This is a genomic window from Leisingera sp. ANG-M1, assembly GCF_000813745.1.
Taxonomy (GTDB): Bacteria; Pseudomonadota; Alphaproteobacteria; order Rhodobacterales; family Rhodobacteraceae; genus Leisingera.
In genome coordinates this window covers 166,062-180,708 of sequence record NZ_JWLC01000005.1, presented here as the reverse complement: position 1 = coordinate 180,708, position 14,647 = coordinate 166,062, and the positions used below count along the sequence as shown (strand labels likewise).

Annotated in this window: 13 protein-coding genes; 4 read left to right on the top strand and 9 right to left on the bottom strand. The window is 65.2% G+C overall.

Features of this window, described 5'->3' with window-relative positions; all coding sequences use genetic code 11:
• Positions 1-113 precede the first annotated feature (113 nt).
• Complete coding sequence (locus RA19_RS03120; protein ID WP_039159477.1) at positions 114-1,172, top strand: alpha/beta hydrolase family protein; 1,059 nt, start codon at positions 114-116, stop codon at positions 1,170-1,172.
• 112 nt (positions 1,173-1,284) lie between these two features.
• Here RA19_RS03120 and RA19_RS03115 read toward each other — a convergent pair whose 3' ends face one another.
• Positions 1,285-3,324 carry an NADH:flavin oxidoreductase gene (locus RA19_RS03115; protein WP_039159476.1) on the bottom strand — a complete coding sequence of 680 codons (2,040 nt, stop codon included), beginning with the start codon at positions 3,322-3,324 and terminating at the stop codon, positions 1,285-1,287.
• Between the two features lie 238 nt (positions 3,325-3,562).
• On the opposite strand from RA19_RS03115, the gene RA19_RS03110 reads away from it, so the two are divergent.
• Positions 3,563-4,846: a uracil-xanthine permease family protein gene (locus tag RA19_RS03110; protein WP_039159475.1), complete on the top strand. Its 1,284-nt coding sequence runs from the start codon at positions 3,563-3,565 to the stop codon at positions 4,844-4,846.
• 38 nt (positions 4,847-4,884) lie between these two features.
• Here RA19_RS03110 and RA19_RS03105 read toward each other — a convergent pair whose 3' ends face one another.
• Positions 4,885-5,199 (bottom strand): DUF1272 domain-containing protein, encoded by a 315-nt coding sequence (locus RA19_RS03105; protein WP_039159473.1) that lies wholly within the window; start codon positions 5,197-5,199, stop codon positions 4,885-4,887.
• Between the two features lie 302 nt (positions 5,200-5,501).
• Between RA19_RS03105 and purE the strand changes: the two genes are divergently transcribed.
• Together purE and RA19_RS03095 are read left to right on the top strand one after the other, a co-directional pair.
• Complete coding sequence (gene purE, locus RA19_RS03100) at positions 5,502-5,990, top strand: 5-(carboxyamino)imidazole ribonucleotide mutase (protein ID WP_039159472.1); 489 nt, start codon at positions 5,502-5,504, stop codon at positions 5,988-5,990.
• Positions 5,983-7,059, top strand: coding sequence for a 5-(carboxyamino)imidazole ribonucleotide synthase (locus tag RA19_RS03095; protein ID WP_039159470.1), 1,077 nt, complete (start codon positions 5,983-5,985; stop codon positions 7,057-7,059). Before purE ends, RA19_RS03095 begins: the two co-directional genes overlap by 8 nt.
• A gap of 77 nt (positions 7,060-7,136) precedes the next feature.
• Here RA19_RS03095 and RA19_RS03090 read toward each other — a convergent pair whose 3' ends face one another.
• The 7 genes from RA19_RS03090 to RA19_RS27175 all read right to left on the bottom strand — a co-directional run bounded on the left by RA19_RS03090 (position 7,137) and on the right by RA19_RS27175 (position 14,612).
• Entirely contained in the window at positions 7,137-7,760 is a 624-nt protein-coding gene (locus RA19_RS03090; protein ID WP_039159468.1) for an RNA ligase family protein, read from the bottom strand.
• A gap of 99 nt (positions 7,761-7,859) precedes the next feature.
• Positions 7,860-9,008 (bottom strand): alpha-D-ribose 1-methylphosphonate 5-triphosphate diphosphatase, encoded by a 1,149-nt coding sequence (locus RA19_RS03085; RefSeq protein WP_039159466.1) that lies wholly within the window; start codon positions 9,006-9,008, stop codon positions 7,860-7,862.
• Positions 9,005-9,787, bottom strand: a complete 783-nt coding sequence (locus RA19_RS03080) for an esterase/lipase family protein (protein ID WP_039159464.1) — start codon at positions 9,785-9,787, stop codon at positions 9,005-9,007. The genes RA19_RS03085 and RA19_RS03080 overlap by 4 nt, the downstream gene beginning before the upstream one ends.
• A gap of 38 nt (positions 9,788-9,825) precedes the next feature.
• On the bottom strand, positions 9,826-10,698 hold the full coding sequence (locus RA19_RS03075; RefSeq protein WP_039159462.1) for a DMT family transporter: 873 nt from the start codon (positions 10,696-10,698) through the stop codon (positions 9,826-9,828).
• Positions 10,699-10,752: 54 nt separating this feature from the next.
• On the bottom strand, positions 10,753-12,066 hold the full coding sequence (locus tag RA19_RS03070) for an alpha/beta hydrolase (RefSeq protein WP_241479013.1): 1,314 nt from the start codon (positions 12,064-12,066) through the stop codon (positions 10,753-10,755).
• A 77-nt stretch (positions 12,067-12,143) separates the two neighbouring features.
• Positions 12,144-12,728, bottom strand: a complete 585-nt coding sequence (locus RA19_RS03065) for a GNAT family N-acetyltransferase (protein WP_039159460.1) — start codon at positions 12,726-12,728, stop codon at positions 12,144-12,146.
• Positions 12,729-12,815: 87 nt separating this feature from the next.
• Positions 12,816-14,612 (bottom strand): calcium-binding protein, encoded by a 1,797-nt coding sequence (locus tag RA19_RS27175; RefSeq protein ID WP_052261622.1) that lies wholly within the window; start codon positions 14,610-14,612, stop codon positions 12,816-12,818.
• Positions 14,613-14,647: the final 35 nt, after the last annotated feature.

Genomic DNA, 14,647 nt, shown 5'->3' with positions numbered 1-14,647 from the left:
GTCAGCCTGTCCTGCATCGGGTTTCAGGACAGCTATAGGCTGTGCCGCGGCTTGCTGCAATTCATCACCGCACCCACTGTCCGGGGATCTGATGCAGTTATTTGGAGACGCACATGACACCCCCGTTTTTCCTGAAACCCGTGCTGGCAGCGCTGGCCTGCTGCGGCGCTGCCCTGATTGCCTCTGCCGTCAACGCCCAGGCCGAGGACTATGCCCCTGGCCTGCGCAGCCTGGAGATCCCTGGACAAGGCGGAGCTGAACCGCTGGAGGGCTTCCTTTGGTACCCCGCGGTCTCCGGCGGCACGCTGAGCCCGATGCATGACAGCCGGGTCTGGGAACCGGTTCCGGTGGCGCGGGACGCCGCGCCTGTTCCGGGGCCGCATCCGCTGGTCGTGCTTTCGCACGGCATCTACGGCAATGCGCTGAATCAGAGCTGGCTGGCCGCCGCCCTGGCCCGGCGCGGCTTTGCGGTGGCCGCCATCAGCCACCCGGGCAGCTCGACCTGGTCGCGCAACGCGGAGCTGAGCCGCCAGCTGTGGCGGCGGCCGCAGGACATCTCCCGGGTGATCGATTTTGCGCTGGCGGCGCCGGAGACGGCCGGGCTGGCGGACCCGGAGCGGATCTTCATGGCCGGGCATTCGCTGGGCGGCTTCACCGCAGCGCTGCTGGCGGGTGCGCGCTATGATGCGGCGGGGCTGGAGCGGTTCTGCACTGCTGAACCTGGGGATCTGGTCTGCGGCATCCTGGAGGGCTGGCAAGTGGCGCAGACAGCGGAGGACCGCGGGAGGATGGAAGCCGACCTCTCCGATCCGAGGATCAAGGCCTTTGCCCTGTTCGACCTGGGCGGAACGGTCAGCTTCGACCCGGCAAGCCTGGGCAGGATCCGCCGCCCGCTGCTGATCTACGGCGCGCCGGTGATGAACTCCGGCCTGACGCTCGACCGCGAGTCCCGGGCCCTGGCAGCCGCCCTGCCCGCCGCGGGCAGCCGCTATATCGAACCGCCGGCGCTGGCGCATTTCGACTTCCTCGGCCAGTGCAAGCCGGGCGGCTATGACCTCCTGGCCGAAGCCGAACCCGGCGATGAGATCATCTGCGCAGGCGGCGGTGCGGAGCGTGCGGCCAAACACAGGCAGATCATCGAAGAGGTTGCCTCCTTCTTTGGGCAGCCATGACGGCTGCAGGCGGTGTCCTCCCGCCCCCTGGCCAGGCAGCGGAGCTGCCCGGCACAAGCGTTGGGCCCGGCAGCGCGCCTGCGGCGCGCTGCGGTTGCATGTCCTGGCGGCGTCAGAGATCCTTGCAGACCCGCAGCGCATCATAAAGCGCTGCGTGGATGTTGCGCCCGGCGACTGCGTCGCCCGCACGCGCCAGCCAGAAGCGGCCCCCGGGGTTTACCTGCGCAAAAGGGCTGCGGCCGGCGATCATCGCCTGGTGATCCAGCTGGCCCAGGTTGCGCGAGCGGGGTTTCAGGCTGTGATAGAGATCTTCGGCGGGAACAATCCCGTGTTCCGACACCACGTGGTCCGCCAGCCGCTCCTGCAGCTTTCCAGTCAACACATGGCGCAGGGTGATCCGCTTGCGGCCACCGTCTGCCGCCACTGCGACGGGTTCGAGCAGGCTCTCCATCACCACGCCCTGCCGGGCCAGATCCCGCAGTACCACCGCCGCATTGGTCGGCCCCAGGTCATGGCCCGCCATCCGGTCCGGCGTGGCCAGGGTAACCTTGCAGCCCGCACGCGCCATCACATCCGCGCACACCAGGGCCGCGTGATCGCCAGCTTCGTCCAGCTGCAGTACTTCACCGGAAACCCGCGCCTCGCCACTCAGAACCTCCCAGCTTGAGGTGATCAGATGGCCGCCGGGAATGTCCAGCGGCTCCGGCCAGCCGCCGGTGGCCGCGATGACCGCATCCGGCTCCTCGGCGAGCACGTCCTCCGCCTCGGCGTAGGTGTTGAGCCGCACCTCCACGCCCAGCCGCTCCACCTCAGAGATCAGCCAGTCGGCAACACCCCAGATCTGGCGGCGGGTCATGCCCTTGGCCGCGAGCCCAACCTGGCCGCCCAAGCGCCCGCTGGCCTCAAACAGCACCACGTTATGACCGCGCTCAGCCGCCACCCTTGCGGCCTCCAGTCCGGCCGGGCCGCCGCCCGCAACCACCACCTTGCGGCGCTCAGGCGCCGGGGCAATCACATGCGGCATCACCGCCTCGCGTCCGGTGGCTGCATTGTGGCCGCAAACCGCCGGCTTGCCCTGGTTGACCCTGTCGACGCAATAGCCCAGCGCCACGCAGGGCCGGATCCGCGCCTCTTCGCTCTGCTGCAGCTTCTGCACCAGGTATGGATCAGCCATATGCGCCCTTGTCATGCCGATCATATCGGCCTGGCCTTCGCGGATGGCATGGCGGGCGGTGGCAATATCCGCCACCCCGCCGGCATGGAACACCGGCAGGTCCACGGCCTGGCGGATCGCACCAGCCACATTCAGATGCGGTGCCGCAGGCATCCCCATCGGCGCCACCCAGTCGGCCAGCCCCAGGTCGTCATAAGGCGCCCCTGCCAGCACATTCAGGAAATCAACCGCACCGGTGGCGGCGATTTTCTGCGCGGCCTCAATGCACTCCCTAGCGCTGAGGCCGCCTTCCGCCAGCTCATCACCGGTGACCCGCATGCCCAGGATCAGATCCGGCCCCACCGCCGCGCGCACTGCCTCCAGCACCTGCAGCGTCAGCCGCAGCCGGTTGTCCAGCGAGCCGCCGTAGTCATCCTCCCGCGTGTTCACCAGCGGCGACAGGAACTGCCCCAAGAGATGGGAGTGAGACAGGATCTCGATGCCATCAAATCCGCCTTCCCGGCAGCGCACTGCTGCATTGGCAAAGTCCTGGATGATGCGGGAGATATCCTCCATCTCCATCGCCTTGGGAAAAGCCCTGTGCGCCCGTTCGCGCCGCCCCGACGGCCCCAGCACCGGCAGCCAATGGCCATCGTCCCAGGCGGTGCGCCGCCCCATATGGGTGATCTGGCACATCACCGCCGCGCCATGAGAGCGCACACCCGCCATCAATTCCCGGAACCACGGGATGATACTGTCATCGCCGGCATACAACTGCCCGAAAACCGATGGGCTGTCCGGCGCGATATTGGTCGAACCGCCGATCATCGTCAGCGCAATGCCGCCCTTGGCCTTTTCCTCATGATACAGCCTGTAGCGGTCGCGCGGATGGCCGCCTTCCTGGAACGAGGGCGCGTGCGCCGTGCTCATGATCCGGTTGCGCAGGGTCAGGTGGCGGATCTGCAAGGGCTGGAGGAGAGGATCGGTGTCAGTGCTCATTGGGGGCTTTCCGGAGTTCGCTGCCGTCATCCAGAGGGCGGCATTGAGCTGCGGCAGACTTGCAGAAAACCGGCATTAAGCCAGGGGTGTTGCGACACAGGCCCGCTTCTTACTGCGCCGCAGTCCTTACCGGATGGTCAAATCCGGCGAAACCGTCTAGGAGCAGCGCGATTGAGTCCGCAGCAGCCTGGAAAAGCCGTTGCGGAACAAGCTTCTGAACAACAAGACGAGCCCAAGAATGACCGCTGCGAGCGAACAGACCCCGGCGCCTGATGCGCAGGCCGCCGACTACAACTTCTCCCCCAAACAAGCGCTGGCGGGCGCCCAGATGCTGTTTGTCGCCTTTGGCGCGCTGGTTCTGGTGCCGCTGCTGACCGGGCTGGACCCGAGCGTCGCCCTGTTCACTGCAGGCCTTGGCACGCTGATCTTCCAGATCGTGACCCGCGGCCAGGTGCCGGTGTTCCTGGCGTCTTCCTTCGCCTTCATTGCACCGATCATCTACGGCGTGCAGACCTGGGGCATGGCTGCCACCACCGGCGGCTTGGCCGCCGCGGGCCTTCTCTATGTGGCTCTCTCTTTTGCCATCCGTGCCTTCGGCGCAGGCTTCCTGCACCGGCTGCTGCCGCCCGTAGTAGTCGGCCCGGTGATCATGGTGATCGGCCTGTCGCTGGCGCCGGTTGCGGTCAACATGGCGACCGGCCTGGCAGGCGACACCCAGATCATGCCGCGCAACACCGCGCTGCTGCTGGCCGCCATTTCGCTCGGCACCACCATGCTGACCGCGATCCTCGGCCGCGGCATCATGCGCATCGTGCCGATCCTGGCAGGCGTTGCCGCAGGCTACGCCGCTGCCCTGATCCTCGGTGCCGTGACCGGTGAAACCCTGGTCAGCACCGCTGCCGTCGCTGACGCCCCCTGGTTCAAACTGCCCGGCTTCGTCGCGCCCGAGTTCAATCTCGCCGCCATCCTGTTCATCCTGCCGGTCGCCATCGCCCCCGCGATTGAGCATTTCGGCGATATCCTGGCGATCTCCAACGTGACCAAACGCGACTACATGGAGAAACCCGGCATCCAGAACACCATGCTGGGCGACGGCCTCGCCACTGCTGCTGCAGGCCTCTTGGGCGGCCCGCCCAACACCACCTACTCCGAAGTGACCGGCGCCGTCACCCTCACCCGCGCCTTCAACCCGGCGATCATGACCTGGGCGGCGCTGTTTGCGATTGCTCTGTCCTTCGTGGGCAAACTGTCCGGCGCGCTCTCCACCATCCCGATGCCGGTGATGGGCGGCATCATGATCCTCTTGTTCGGCATGGTCACCGTAGTCGGCCTGTCGGTGCTGGCCAAACTGGGCGACAGCCTGTCCGAAGCGCGCAACATGGTGATCATCTCCACCGTGCTGATCATAGGCCTGGGCGGGCTGACGCTGCAATTCGGCGAAGGCTTCACGCTTGCAGGCATCGGCCTCTCCGGCGTCGCAGGCCTGGTACTGAACCTGATCCTGCCGAAACAGCGGAACTGATCAGAAAGACGACGGAGCCGCCCGGCGGGCGGCTCCGCTCACCGTTCCTCCGGCTTCAAATGCCGGAGCCGTGCCACATGCGCTTCAATATCCTCGCGGCTGAACTTCGAATGCCCCCGCTTCGTGCTGGCCGGGTGGTTTCCCTGCCCCAGCTCCAGCTCTTCCCGCCACGCCCGCTTCGGCCGGATGGGGCGCGGTGCAAAACCGCCGCCGCAGGTGGGGCAGACATTGTGCAGCACCGTCTCCACGCAGTCTGTGCAATAGGTGCATTCATAGCTGCAGATCCGCGCATCCGCCGCATCCGGCGGCAGATCCTTGTCGCACAGCTCGCAATTCGGGCGCAGTTCCAGCATCCGGCTCTCCTCTTCCCTGCGCCACCCTGCCCCGGCCCGCGGCGGCGCGCAAGCTTCGCCGCACGCCCCCCCGCCGCGCGCCAGCGCGGCGCCGCGCCCAACGGCAAGGCGGTGCAGCTGTGCTGCATCCCGCGCGGGCGGGAGCGCTCCGCCTGCCCGTGGTCCCCCCAAAGGCTGCGGCAAAGCGCCAAACCACGCAAAATAGGGCCCTATCCGCCTGGATTCCCGCCCAGCCCGCATTGCGCCGAATCCCAATTTCCCTATAGTGCGCGCTCCACAAGCCGCGACAGGAGCCACCAGCCATGGCCGACATCAAAGTAGGCATCATCATGGGCAGCCAATCCGACTGGCCCACCATGAAGGAAGCCGCAAACATCCTGGATGAACTGGGCGTTGAATACGAGGCCAAGATCGTCTCCGCCCACCGCACCCCGGACCGGCTGTGGAGCTACGGCAAATCCGCGGCGGGCCGCGGCCTGCAGGTGATCATCGCAGGCGCCGGCGGCGCCGCCCACCTGCCCGGCATGGTCGCCTCCAAGACCCGCGTGCCGGTGGTCGGCGTGCCGGTCCAGACCCGCGCCCTCTCCGGCGTCGACTCGCTTTATTCCATCGTGCAGATGCCCAAGGGCTTCCCGGTGGCCACCATGGCGATCGGTTCCGCCGGTGCCGCCAACGCCGGCCTGATGGCCGCGGGCATCCTGGCGCTGCAGGACGCCGCCCTGGCCGAACGCCTCGACGCCTGGCGCGAGGCGCTCTCCGCCTCGATCCCAGAGGAGCCCTCCGATGACTGATGTGCTTGCTCCCGGTTCCACCATCGGCATCCTCGGCGGCGGCCAGCTTGGCCGGATGCTCTCGGTCGCAGCCTCCCGCCTCGGCTTCAAAACCCATATCTTCGAGCCCGGCGCCAACCCGCCCGCAGGCCATGTCGCCGACCGCGTAACCACCGCAGGCTACGAGGACGCAGAGGCGCTGGCAGCCTTCGCAGCCTCGGTCGATGTGATCACCTATGAGTTTGAAAACATCCCCACCTCCGCGCTCGACCTACTGGAATCGCAAAAGCCGATCCGCCCGGGCCGCGAAGCGCTGCGGATCAGCCAGGACCGGCTGACGGAAAAGACCTTCCTGCAGGACCTCGGCCTGCACACAGCCCCTTTTGCCGACATCACCGATCAGGCCAGCCTCGATGCTGCCCTGACCGAAATCGGCGCACCGTCGATCCTGAAAACCCGCCGCTTCGGGTATGACGGCAAGGGTCAGGCCCGCATCAAGGCACCGGAAGACGCAAGCGAAGCGCTTTCTGCCATGGCGGGTGCGCCCTCGATCCTCGAAGGCTTCGTCAATTTCAGCCACGAAGTCTCGGTCATCGCCGCCCGCGGCACGACAGGTGAGATCGCCTGCTTCGACCCCGGCGAGAACGTCCACCGCGACGGCATTCTTCACACTACCACCATTCCCGCACGCCTCAGCACCGGCCAGCGCATGGATGCGGTGCTGATGGCCGGCAAGATCCTGAACGCGCTGGATTATGTCGGCGTCCTGGGGGTTGAGCTCTTCGTGACGCCCGAAGGCCTGATCGTCAATGAGATCGCCCCGCGGGTGCACAACTCCGGCCATTGGACCCAGAACGGCTGCACCGTGGACCAGTTTGAGCAGCACATACGCGCGGTTGCCGGCTGGCCGCTGGGCGACGGCCAGCGCCATTCGGATGTGGTGATGGAAAACCTGATTGGCGATGACGTCGACCGCATCCCAGAGCTTGCCAGGGAAACCGATTGCGCCATCCACCTCTACGGCAAGGCCGAGGCCAAGCCGGGCCGCAAGATGGGCCATGTGAACCGGGTGGTGAAGCCCCAGACCTGAAACCGGAGGCTATAGCTGGGGGCGCTGCCCCCAGACCCCCGGAGGTATTTAGGACCAGAAAGAAGCAGCAGGCGCCATCAGGCAAGACCGTTTTTGACGGTTTCAGCGTTCATCCAGTGGATATCCGTCTGCACGTGATCCGCCCGGACGTATTTTGCCAGCAGGCGGCTCATCTCCGCTTCGGCAAAGCCGCCGGCGGCCCGGGCCACAAAACCCTCCTGAGCTTCCAGGTCCAGCCCGGCAATTGCCTGATCGATCACCTGCCGCGAGGCCTTGCCGTAGTACAGCACCGGCACGCTGGTAATGCCAAGCTCGCCAAACCTCTCAATGGTGCGGTCCCAAGGCTGGATCACACCGTCCAGGATCCAGGCAAAGCCCAAAAAGTACGAAGGCAGCGCCGCATAGGCGATGGAATGGCGGGCATAGAGGTATTCGCACACGATCCGCTCCCCCGCTGTCAAAGCAGGGGATATTCCGGCTGCAAACGCCTTCATCCAATCCCGGGACGGGTGATAACGCGCATCCGGGCTGCGCGGATGGCAGCCGCCTGCATGAATGGTGGTGTTCTCTCCATCCATCTTTTCGGTGATCACCACTTCAGGCTCGGCCATCAAAGCAGAGATGTCCCGCATGATCTTGTCGTCGCTGGTGGCACCCGGCGATCCCGGCAAGTGGAATGTCCGGCCGTATTTCTTAAGCATGTCCACTGCCTTGCAGATGCCTTAAATCAATTGCCCGCAAGCCTGCCCAGCCGCACCCCAGGCCGCAAAGAGGGCCATCCGGCCTGATGCGCGGCGCAGCTACCTCAGGAACTGCCCGGCAATATCCCCGGACATATAGCTGACACGGCCGCCGGAAAGCGTCGCGGCCACACGGCGGGTTTCCTTGTCCAGCACCACGATGTCGGCCCGCTTGCCCGCCTCCAGCCGCCCGCGGTCCTGCAAGCCCAGAACCCGGGCAGGCCCTTCCGAGACCAGTTTCCAGGCGGCCGCCAAGTCCAGCAGGCCGGAGCGTTCCAGCATCAGTGCCGCGCGCCGCGGGCTGGGGTAGTGGTAGTCCGAGGCCAGCGCGTCGCACAGCCCCATGGCGATCAGCTCCACCGCCGAGGCATTGCCCTTGTGCGAGCCGCCGCGCACCACATTGGGCGAGCCAAGGATGATATTGTCCCCTGCCGCGCGCGCAGCCTCTGCCGCCTCCAGCGTCTCCGGGAACTCCGAAATCCGCGCGCCGCGCCCGCGCCAGACAGCGCGGTCTTCGCCGGTATGATCGTCATGGCTGCCCAGCCGCACGCCCATGGCCGCAAGTTCGGCGCAAAGCGCATCCGCCGCTGCAGGCACCTCGCCTTTGCGTGCGTGCATGTCCTTCAGCATCTGCCAGTGCACTTCCGGGTTGCGCCCCGCCTTCAACGCCTGGCCGGTCAAGCGCGGCGGCTTCTTGCCCTGCGACAGGCGGTCGTGCGGCAGGTGGTCGTTGAACACCACATAAGGCACCTGCCATTCCGCAATCCTGGCCGCCAGCCCGGCATAATCCTCAAGCATGTGAATCTCGAACCGCAGCTGCGGCAGCAAATCGGTGACCAGGCTTGCGCGCACGGCTTGGATGCCTTCGAAGACCTGGCCTGCGAACTCCGGCCCGCGCAAGCCGCCTTCCCAGGAATAAAACTGCGCCAGCACCGCGGTGGTGATGCCATTGGCGGCCAGCTCCGCCTCGGCGGCCACAACCCCTTCGGCCATCTGCTTCATCGCCCCGCGGCGCGGTGCCAGATGGCGTTCGAACCCGTCACCATGCAGATCGACAATCCCTGGCAGCACCAGGTAGCCCGACAGGTCCACCGCCCGGCCTGCAGGCGCCTGTGCCACCAGCCCGTCCGCGATGGCTAGCGCGCCGCCGCGCTCCAGCCCGCCCGGATGCAGCACATCGCCGCCTTGCAGCGTCAGCTCCAATGTCATTCTTCCGATCCCTCGCCGCCGCAGCCGCCATTAAGCTGACAGGCCTCTCCGATAATCTCTTCCACCGCCGCCAGCCAGGTCAGCGACGGCTCAAACCGCCCTTTTTCAAGAAAATACAGCGCCTGGGCGATAACTTTGGGGTTGTTCATCATGTAGGTATGGGTGACTGGCAGTGTCAGATGCGCGGACATGCCCGCCACCTTGGTGCTTTCCACTGAGACCTTGCCGTCATCCGGCCCCGGAATGAGGTTCGAAAACACCGGGTTCAGCGTCTCGTTCCCGGCAATCACCCCCAGTTCAAACGCGACCGGCGGCAGCCGTCCCGGCAGGCCGTCCGCACCGGTGCCCAGCTGCAGGCCCGCCGGGCCGTTCAACAGGCCGAACACCTCCCAGTCCCCCAGCGTGTCCACCAGCTCGCTGCCCTGGTTCGGCGGCCCCATCATCACCACCCGTCCCAAGGCCTGCGGCTGGTTCTCTTGCAGCCAGTAGCGCAGCAGGATGCCGCCCATCGAATGCGTGACCACATGGGTCTCCTGGGCCCCGCAAGCAGCAAAAGCTTCGGGCAGCACCTGATTGGCCAGGGCTTCGACCGGCGCCTCGGTAGAGGGATACCCCGGCCGCACCACCGAATGCCCGCGCGACTGCAGAACTTCTTCCATTACTGCAAAAGAAGCCTCGCTGCGGGCCAGCCCGTGCAGCAGGATCACGCAATCCGCCGCCGCAGGCAGCGGCAGCAGCACTGCGGCAGACATAACCAAGGATGTCAGTTGATTACCCATGCCCCCAGATAAGCGCAAACCCGGGACGGTAAAAGCCCTTACTCGGCAGCCCGCTGCCGGGCGGCAGGAGCGCGCAGAACCACCAGGGCAATACCGCCCAGCACCGCCATTGTGCCAAACACCAGCCGCAGCCCAACCGCTTCGCCCAGCAGCGCAGCCCCGGCCAGGATCGCAATCACCGGCACGCTCAGCTGCACGGTGGCGGCCACCGCAGGCAGCAGCTGCGGCAGCACCCGGTACCACAGCGCATAGCCCAGTCCAGAGGTAACCGCGCCGGACAGCGCTGCCAGAAACACACCGTACGGGCTCACCACCGAACCGCCGCCCGCCAGCAGCAGCACCGGCAGCATCATCACGCTGGACCAGGCAAAATTGACCGCTGTCGCTGCCAGGGGCGCCCGCGCGCCGCGGCCCAGAAGGCTGTAGATGCCCCAGCCCAAACCGCTTGCCGCCATCAGCAGCGATGCCGCCAGCGGCACGCCTGCGCCCTCCTGCGGCCAGACCACATAGGCCAGCCCGCCAAAGGCAAGCGCCGCGCCGGCCACCCGCAGCCCGGTCGCCGGAGCGCCCTTAACCGCCCCCCACAGAAACATGGAGATTTGCACCACACCGAACAGGACGAGCGCGCCGAGGCCCGCGTCCAGATCCTGATAGGCGAGTGTAAACCCCGCCATATACAGCGTCAGTGCCGCCCCGCCCCACAGGCTGGCGGGCCGCATCAGCCGAGCCCGGGTCCAGGTCTCAAGCCCCCGCAGCCGGCACAGCAGCGCCAGCATCAGCGCGCCGGAGACCAGCCGCCACAGGCCAAAGCCGGTGGCGTCCATGTAACCGCCGCCAATTGCCTCCCGGCCAAGGATCGAGTTGGCGGCAAAGGCGGTCATGGTGAGGGAGACAAGCAGGAACAAACGCATATGCTTGGGCTACCCTGCCAAGAGCCTGCCTGCCAGTGAAAACTTCGTGTCCGCTCAGCGCCGATCCTGCACAAAGTCCAGCTCAAGATCCGGCAGCCGCTCCAGCGGGTAATTGGGATGCAGGGTCCAGATATTGTCGTGATCCAGCTCCAGCGGCCGCAGGGTGCCGCCTGGAAAAGCCCGGGTGCGCAGCGCCAGCGCGATATCCGACATCGCCCCGGGATTGTCGCGGAAATAGGAATGCCCGGCGCCGCCCGCACCCTCGACCCGGATGAAATGCACCAGGCCCACCTTTTTCAAAGAGGCCAGTTCGCCTGGTGCAAAATCCTCTGCATCCAGCCGCCCGAACCGCGCCTCCTGCGTCAGGATCGAAGCAAAGGCCAGCGCCTGATCCTCCGGGTTGATATAGACATTGACCTGCTCGAAGGCGGCAAACACCCGCTCGCTGATCAGGCGCTGCCGCACAAACCCGACATCCAGGTCCGGCGCCGCCAGCACCAGTGTTCCTGTTTTCAGCGTGATCTTCGGCCGCACGCCCCGCCCCCGTTCGCGGATCACCAGCTCCCGCAAAGCGGTGGTGGTCACATCCGAACCGCGGGAATGGGCAACGATGTCGATGTCCTCCACCCCGGGAACCGAGGCCAGCAGATCCAGCGTCTCTTTCAGGTGGAACACCGAGAAATCCCCTGCTTCACGGTCACGGAAATACTTAAACAATCCGGAATTGCCCGCCGGCCAGGAAAACACCATCGGCACCGAGCGGCGCCCCGAATAATGCCAGATGTTCGCAAGCGTGGTCAGTGCTTCCTCGAAATCATTGTTGAAGCCGTGCACAAACAGCAGGATGCGTCCGGTGCCCGCGCGCCGCACCTCCGCCGCAATGGCCTGGCGGAAAGCGGCGGCATGGGCCGCATACTCCTGTTGTGCCCGGGTCTCGGTCACCACCCGGCCCAGCCGCCGCTCGGCCGCCAGCGGTGTCTTGGAAAAGCGGATGCTGTCCTGGAACCCCGCCACCTTCAGCCGCGGCAGGCGGCCTTCCCCATCGGCATGGGTCAGCGCCACCAGCTCCGGCCAGTCCTGCACCCGGGTGAACTGCACCTCGGCAGCGCCAAAGGCCATCGAATCCGACCGCTCCGCCAGATAGGTGATGGAACCGTCTTCATTCAGCCGCTGCGAGCGGTTGGTGACATAAAGCAGCCGCGGCGCCACCGTGCGCTGCGCCTGCGGCACCTCATCGGCCTGATAGTTGCGCCCTGTCACATAAAGGTTCGGCGGCTTGGCCAGCCGGTCCACCGGCGAGACCGCACAGCCGGCGATCAGCAGCGCAAGCAGCAGACGGGCCAGCATCCGCCCTGCCGGTTTTGCCATCTGCCGGACCCTCCCTGTTGCGCGTGTTCTTCAACAGCTAGTGCGCAAACCTTGGCCCCGCCAATGAAATCTTCGTGTCAGCCGCTCCCGGAAAACGCCCGCGGATAGATCAGCTCCGCCTCCGGCACGTCGTCGCCATGACGCAGGATCAAGGTGTATTTCAGCGGATACGGGCTCTTAAGCTTCTGCGCCCGCTCCAGGCTGAACCCGTACCGGCCATAGAAGGACGGCTTCCCCAGAACCACGATTGTTTCCGGCAAACGTTCTCGGATCTTTTCAGAAGGTAATTCGTACAAGCACTCAAGCTCCTGAAGCATCCGAGTGCCGAACCGGAAGGACGGCCGGTGCGGCTGCACTTCAACTCCGCCCGCATTTCTTTTGGGCATACTGTCCGCCAACCCGCCATTCTGCCACTCAGGCCGCACTGCCATGGGCGCCAGACAGGCCCAGCCTTCCGGCGCCTGCATCCGGCTTAGAGCGAAATAACCGCCAATCTTACCGTCCCAGGACTTGCGGCATTCATACAGCATGTCCCCATCCGCCCGCAGCTTCCGGACAAGCAGCGCCTCGGCACCGGTGGGAAAGGCGGCAAGCAAAAGCGCCTCGACCTCGTCAAAGTACTCTTCCTTCACTTCATTCAAAGTATCCGGCCCCGCAACCATCCCCAAGCACCCGCTTCTTTCTGGTCACAAATACCCCCGCCGGAGGCAGCCCCGCAAGGCGGGGCTCCCTTTGCCTGCTCCTGCTTCTCAGATGAAGACGATATCATCGGCAAGCGAGGACAGGCTGCTGACACCGCCGATGGTCAGCGCATTGCCGCCGCCGAAGTCCAGCACCGCCGCGCCGCTGCCGGTCAGGCTGCCATAGGTCTCCAGCACCTCCTGCACGCCCATCCCGTCAAGCTCCAAAGCTCCGGCATCCAGCAGCAAAGTGTCCGTGCCGTCTGTAAAACTGGCAATCCTGTCCCGGCCGCTGGAGAACACAAATTCGTCCGCGCCCCGGCCGCCCTTCAGCAGGTCGTTGCCGGCACCGCCATCCAGCCGGTCGCTGCCGCGGCCGCCAATCAGCAAGTCGCGGCCTGCGCCGCCTTGCAGCCAGTCATCGCCGCCGCCGCCAATCAGCACATCACGGCCTGCGCCGCCATCCAGCATGTCCCGGCCGCGGCCGCCGTCCAATTGGTCGCGTCCCGAGTGCCCGTTCAGGGTATCCCAGCCGCGGCCGCCCTCAATCCTGTCGCTGCCCGAGCGCCCGGCCAGCAGGTCATTGCCGCCGCGTCCGCTGATTTGGTCATCTGCGGCAGACCCCCGCAAAATGTCCCGCTTGGAGGTTCCAACCATCTGGCTTTCGAACACCCGGATATAGACCCCGGAAGTATCTCCCTCGTCCGGATACCCCTCCCATACCGAGACAATCCGGCCATCCTCCAGAACAGCAATATCGGGATCAATGTGATACTGCCCCGGCCCCGAAACCTCGCTGACGCGAACCGGGGCTCCCGCCTTTTGTCCGTCCGCATCAAAGCGCTGGACATAGGTATCTTCCTGCCCGCCTGCGTCGGCATACCCGGGGATGGTATCCACAGTGTAGGTCACAACAAACCCGCCATCCGGGGTAACGGCGATCCTGGGGGCATAGACATCCAGCCCGGGCACCGCCATATAAACAGGCTCGGCAATGGCCTCAAATCTGTAAGGGCCACTTTCATAAACCTGAACGACCACTTGGTTTACGCCGTCGATCACCGTCCACCCGGCCACAACAAATCTGTTATCCTCCAGCGCCTCGACAGAGTAGATGCCGCTAAACTCTTCTCTCAAAAGGAACGCGGAAGAATGCCCTTCAAAGTAGACGTCATCTGTAAGGAGCACCCCACCGTTTCTCGATACGATCCTGTTGCCGTCGCCGTCATACACAGGCTCCTGCCAAGCTACGAAAACCTCTCCGTTTTCCAGGGTCGTGACGTCCGGGAAACGGGAGTCGTCCATAGAGTACAAAAGCGTCGCGTCGTGGGATTCTCCCACCCCCGAACTATCGAATTCCCTTGAACGAATGTTAAGGGTTACAGTCTCCACACCATGCGCTCCGGAAACGTGGTAGCTTTCCCAAACCACAATGAACCCGCCGTCCTCGGTTGCAGAAACGTCGGGCGAACCCTGTTCTCCGTAGGTGAAAGTGTTGACGGTAAATGCCGCCGCGCGCGGAATGCCATCCGCCCCGATCATGCGGGCTTTGACTTCGGAAACGCCGCCGTCTTCGCCGTATTCCCCCCAAACCACAACCCAGGAACCATCGTTCAGAATTTCGACCACCGGGTTGTAGTTGGTGTGGGCAGTGCTTGTATTCAGCCGGACATTGCCGCCGACCGGGTTACCCGCTGCGTCGTAGACCTGCTGAAAGACATCGTTTCTCTCGCCGCTGGCATCCAGAGCTTCCCAGACCACCACAAACCCGCCATTGGGCAAGGCTGCAATGCGGGCGTCATCCTGTTCGTACGAGGTGAAGGTATTGACCTGAATACCGCCGGTGGCTGGCACAAGAAAAGACATTAGAGCTCCCGCAAAAATTGAATAAAATGTCCAAG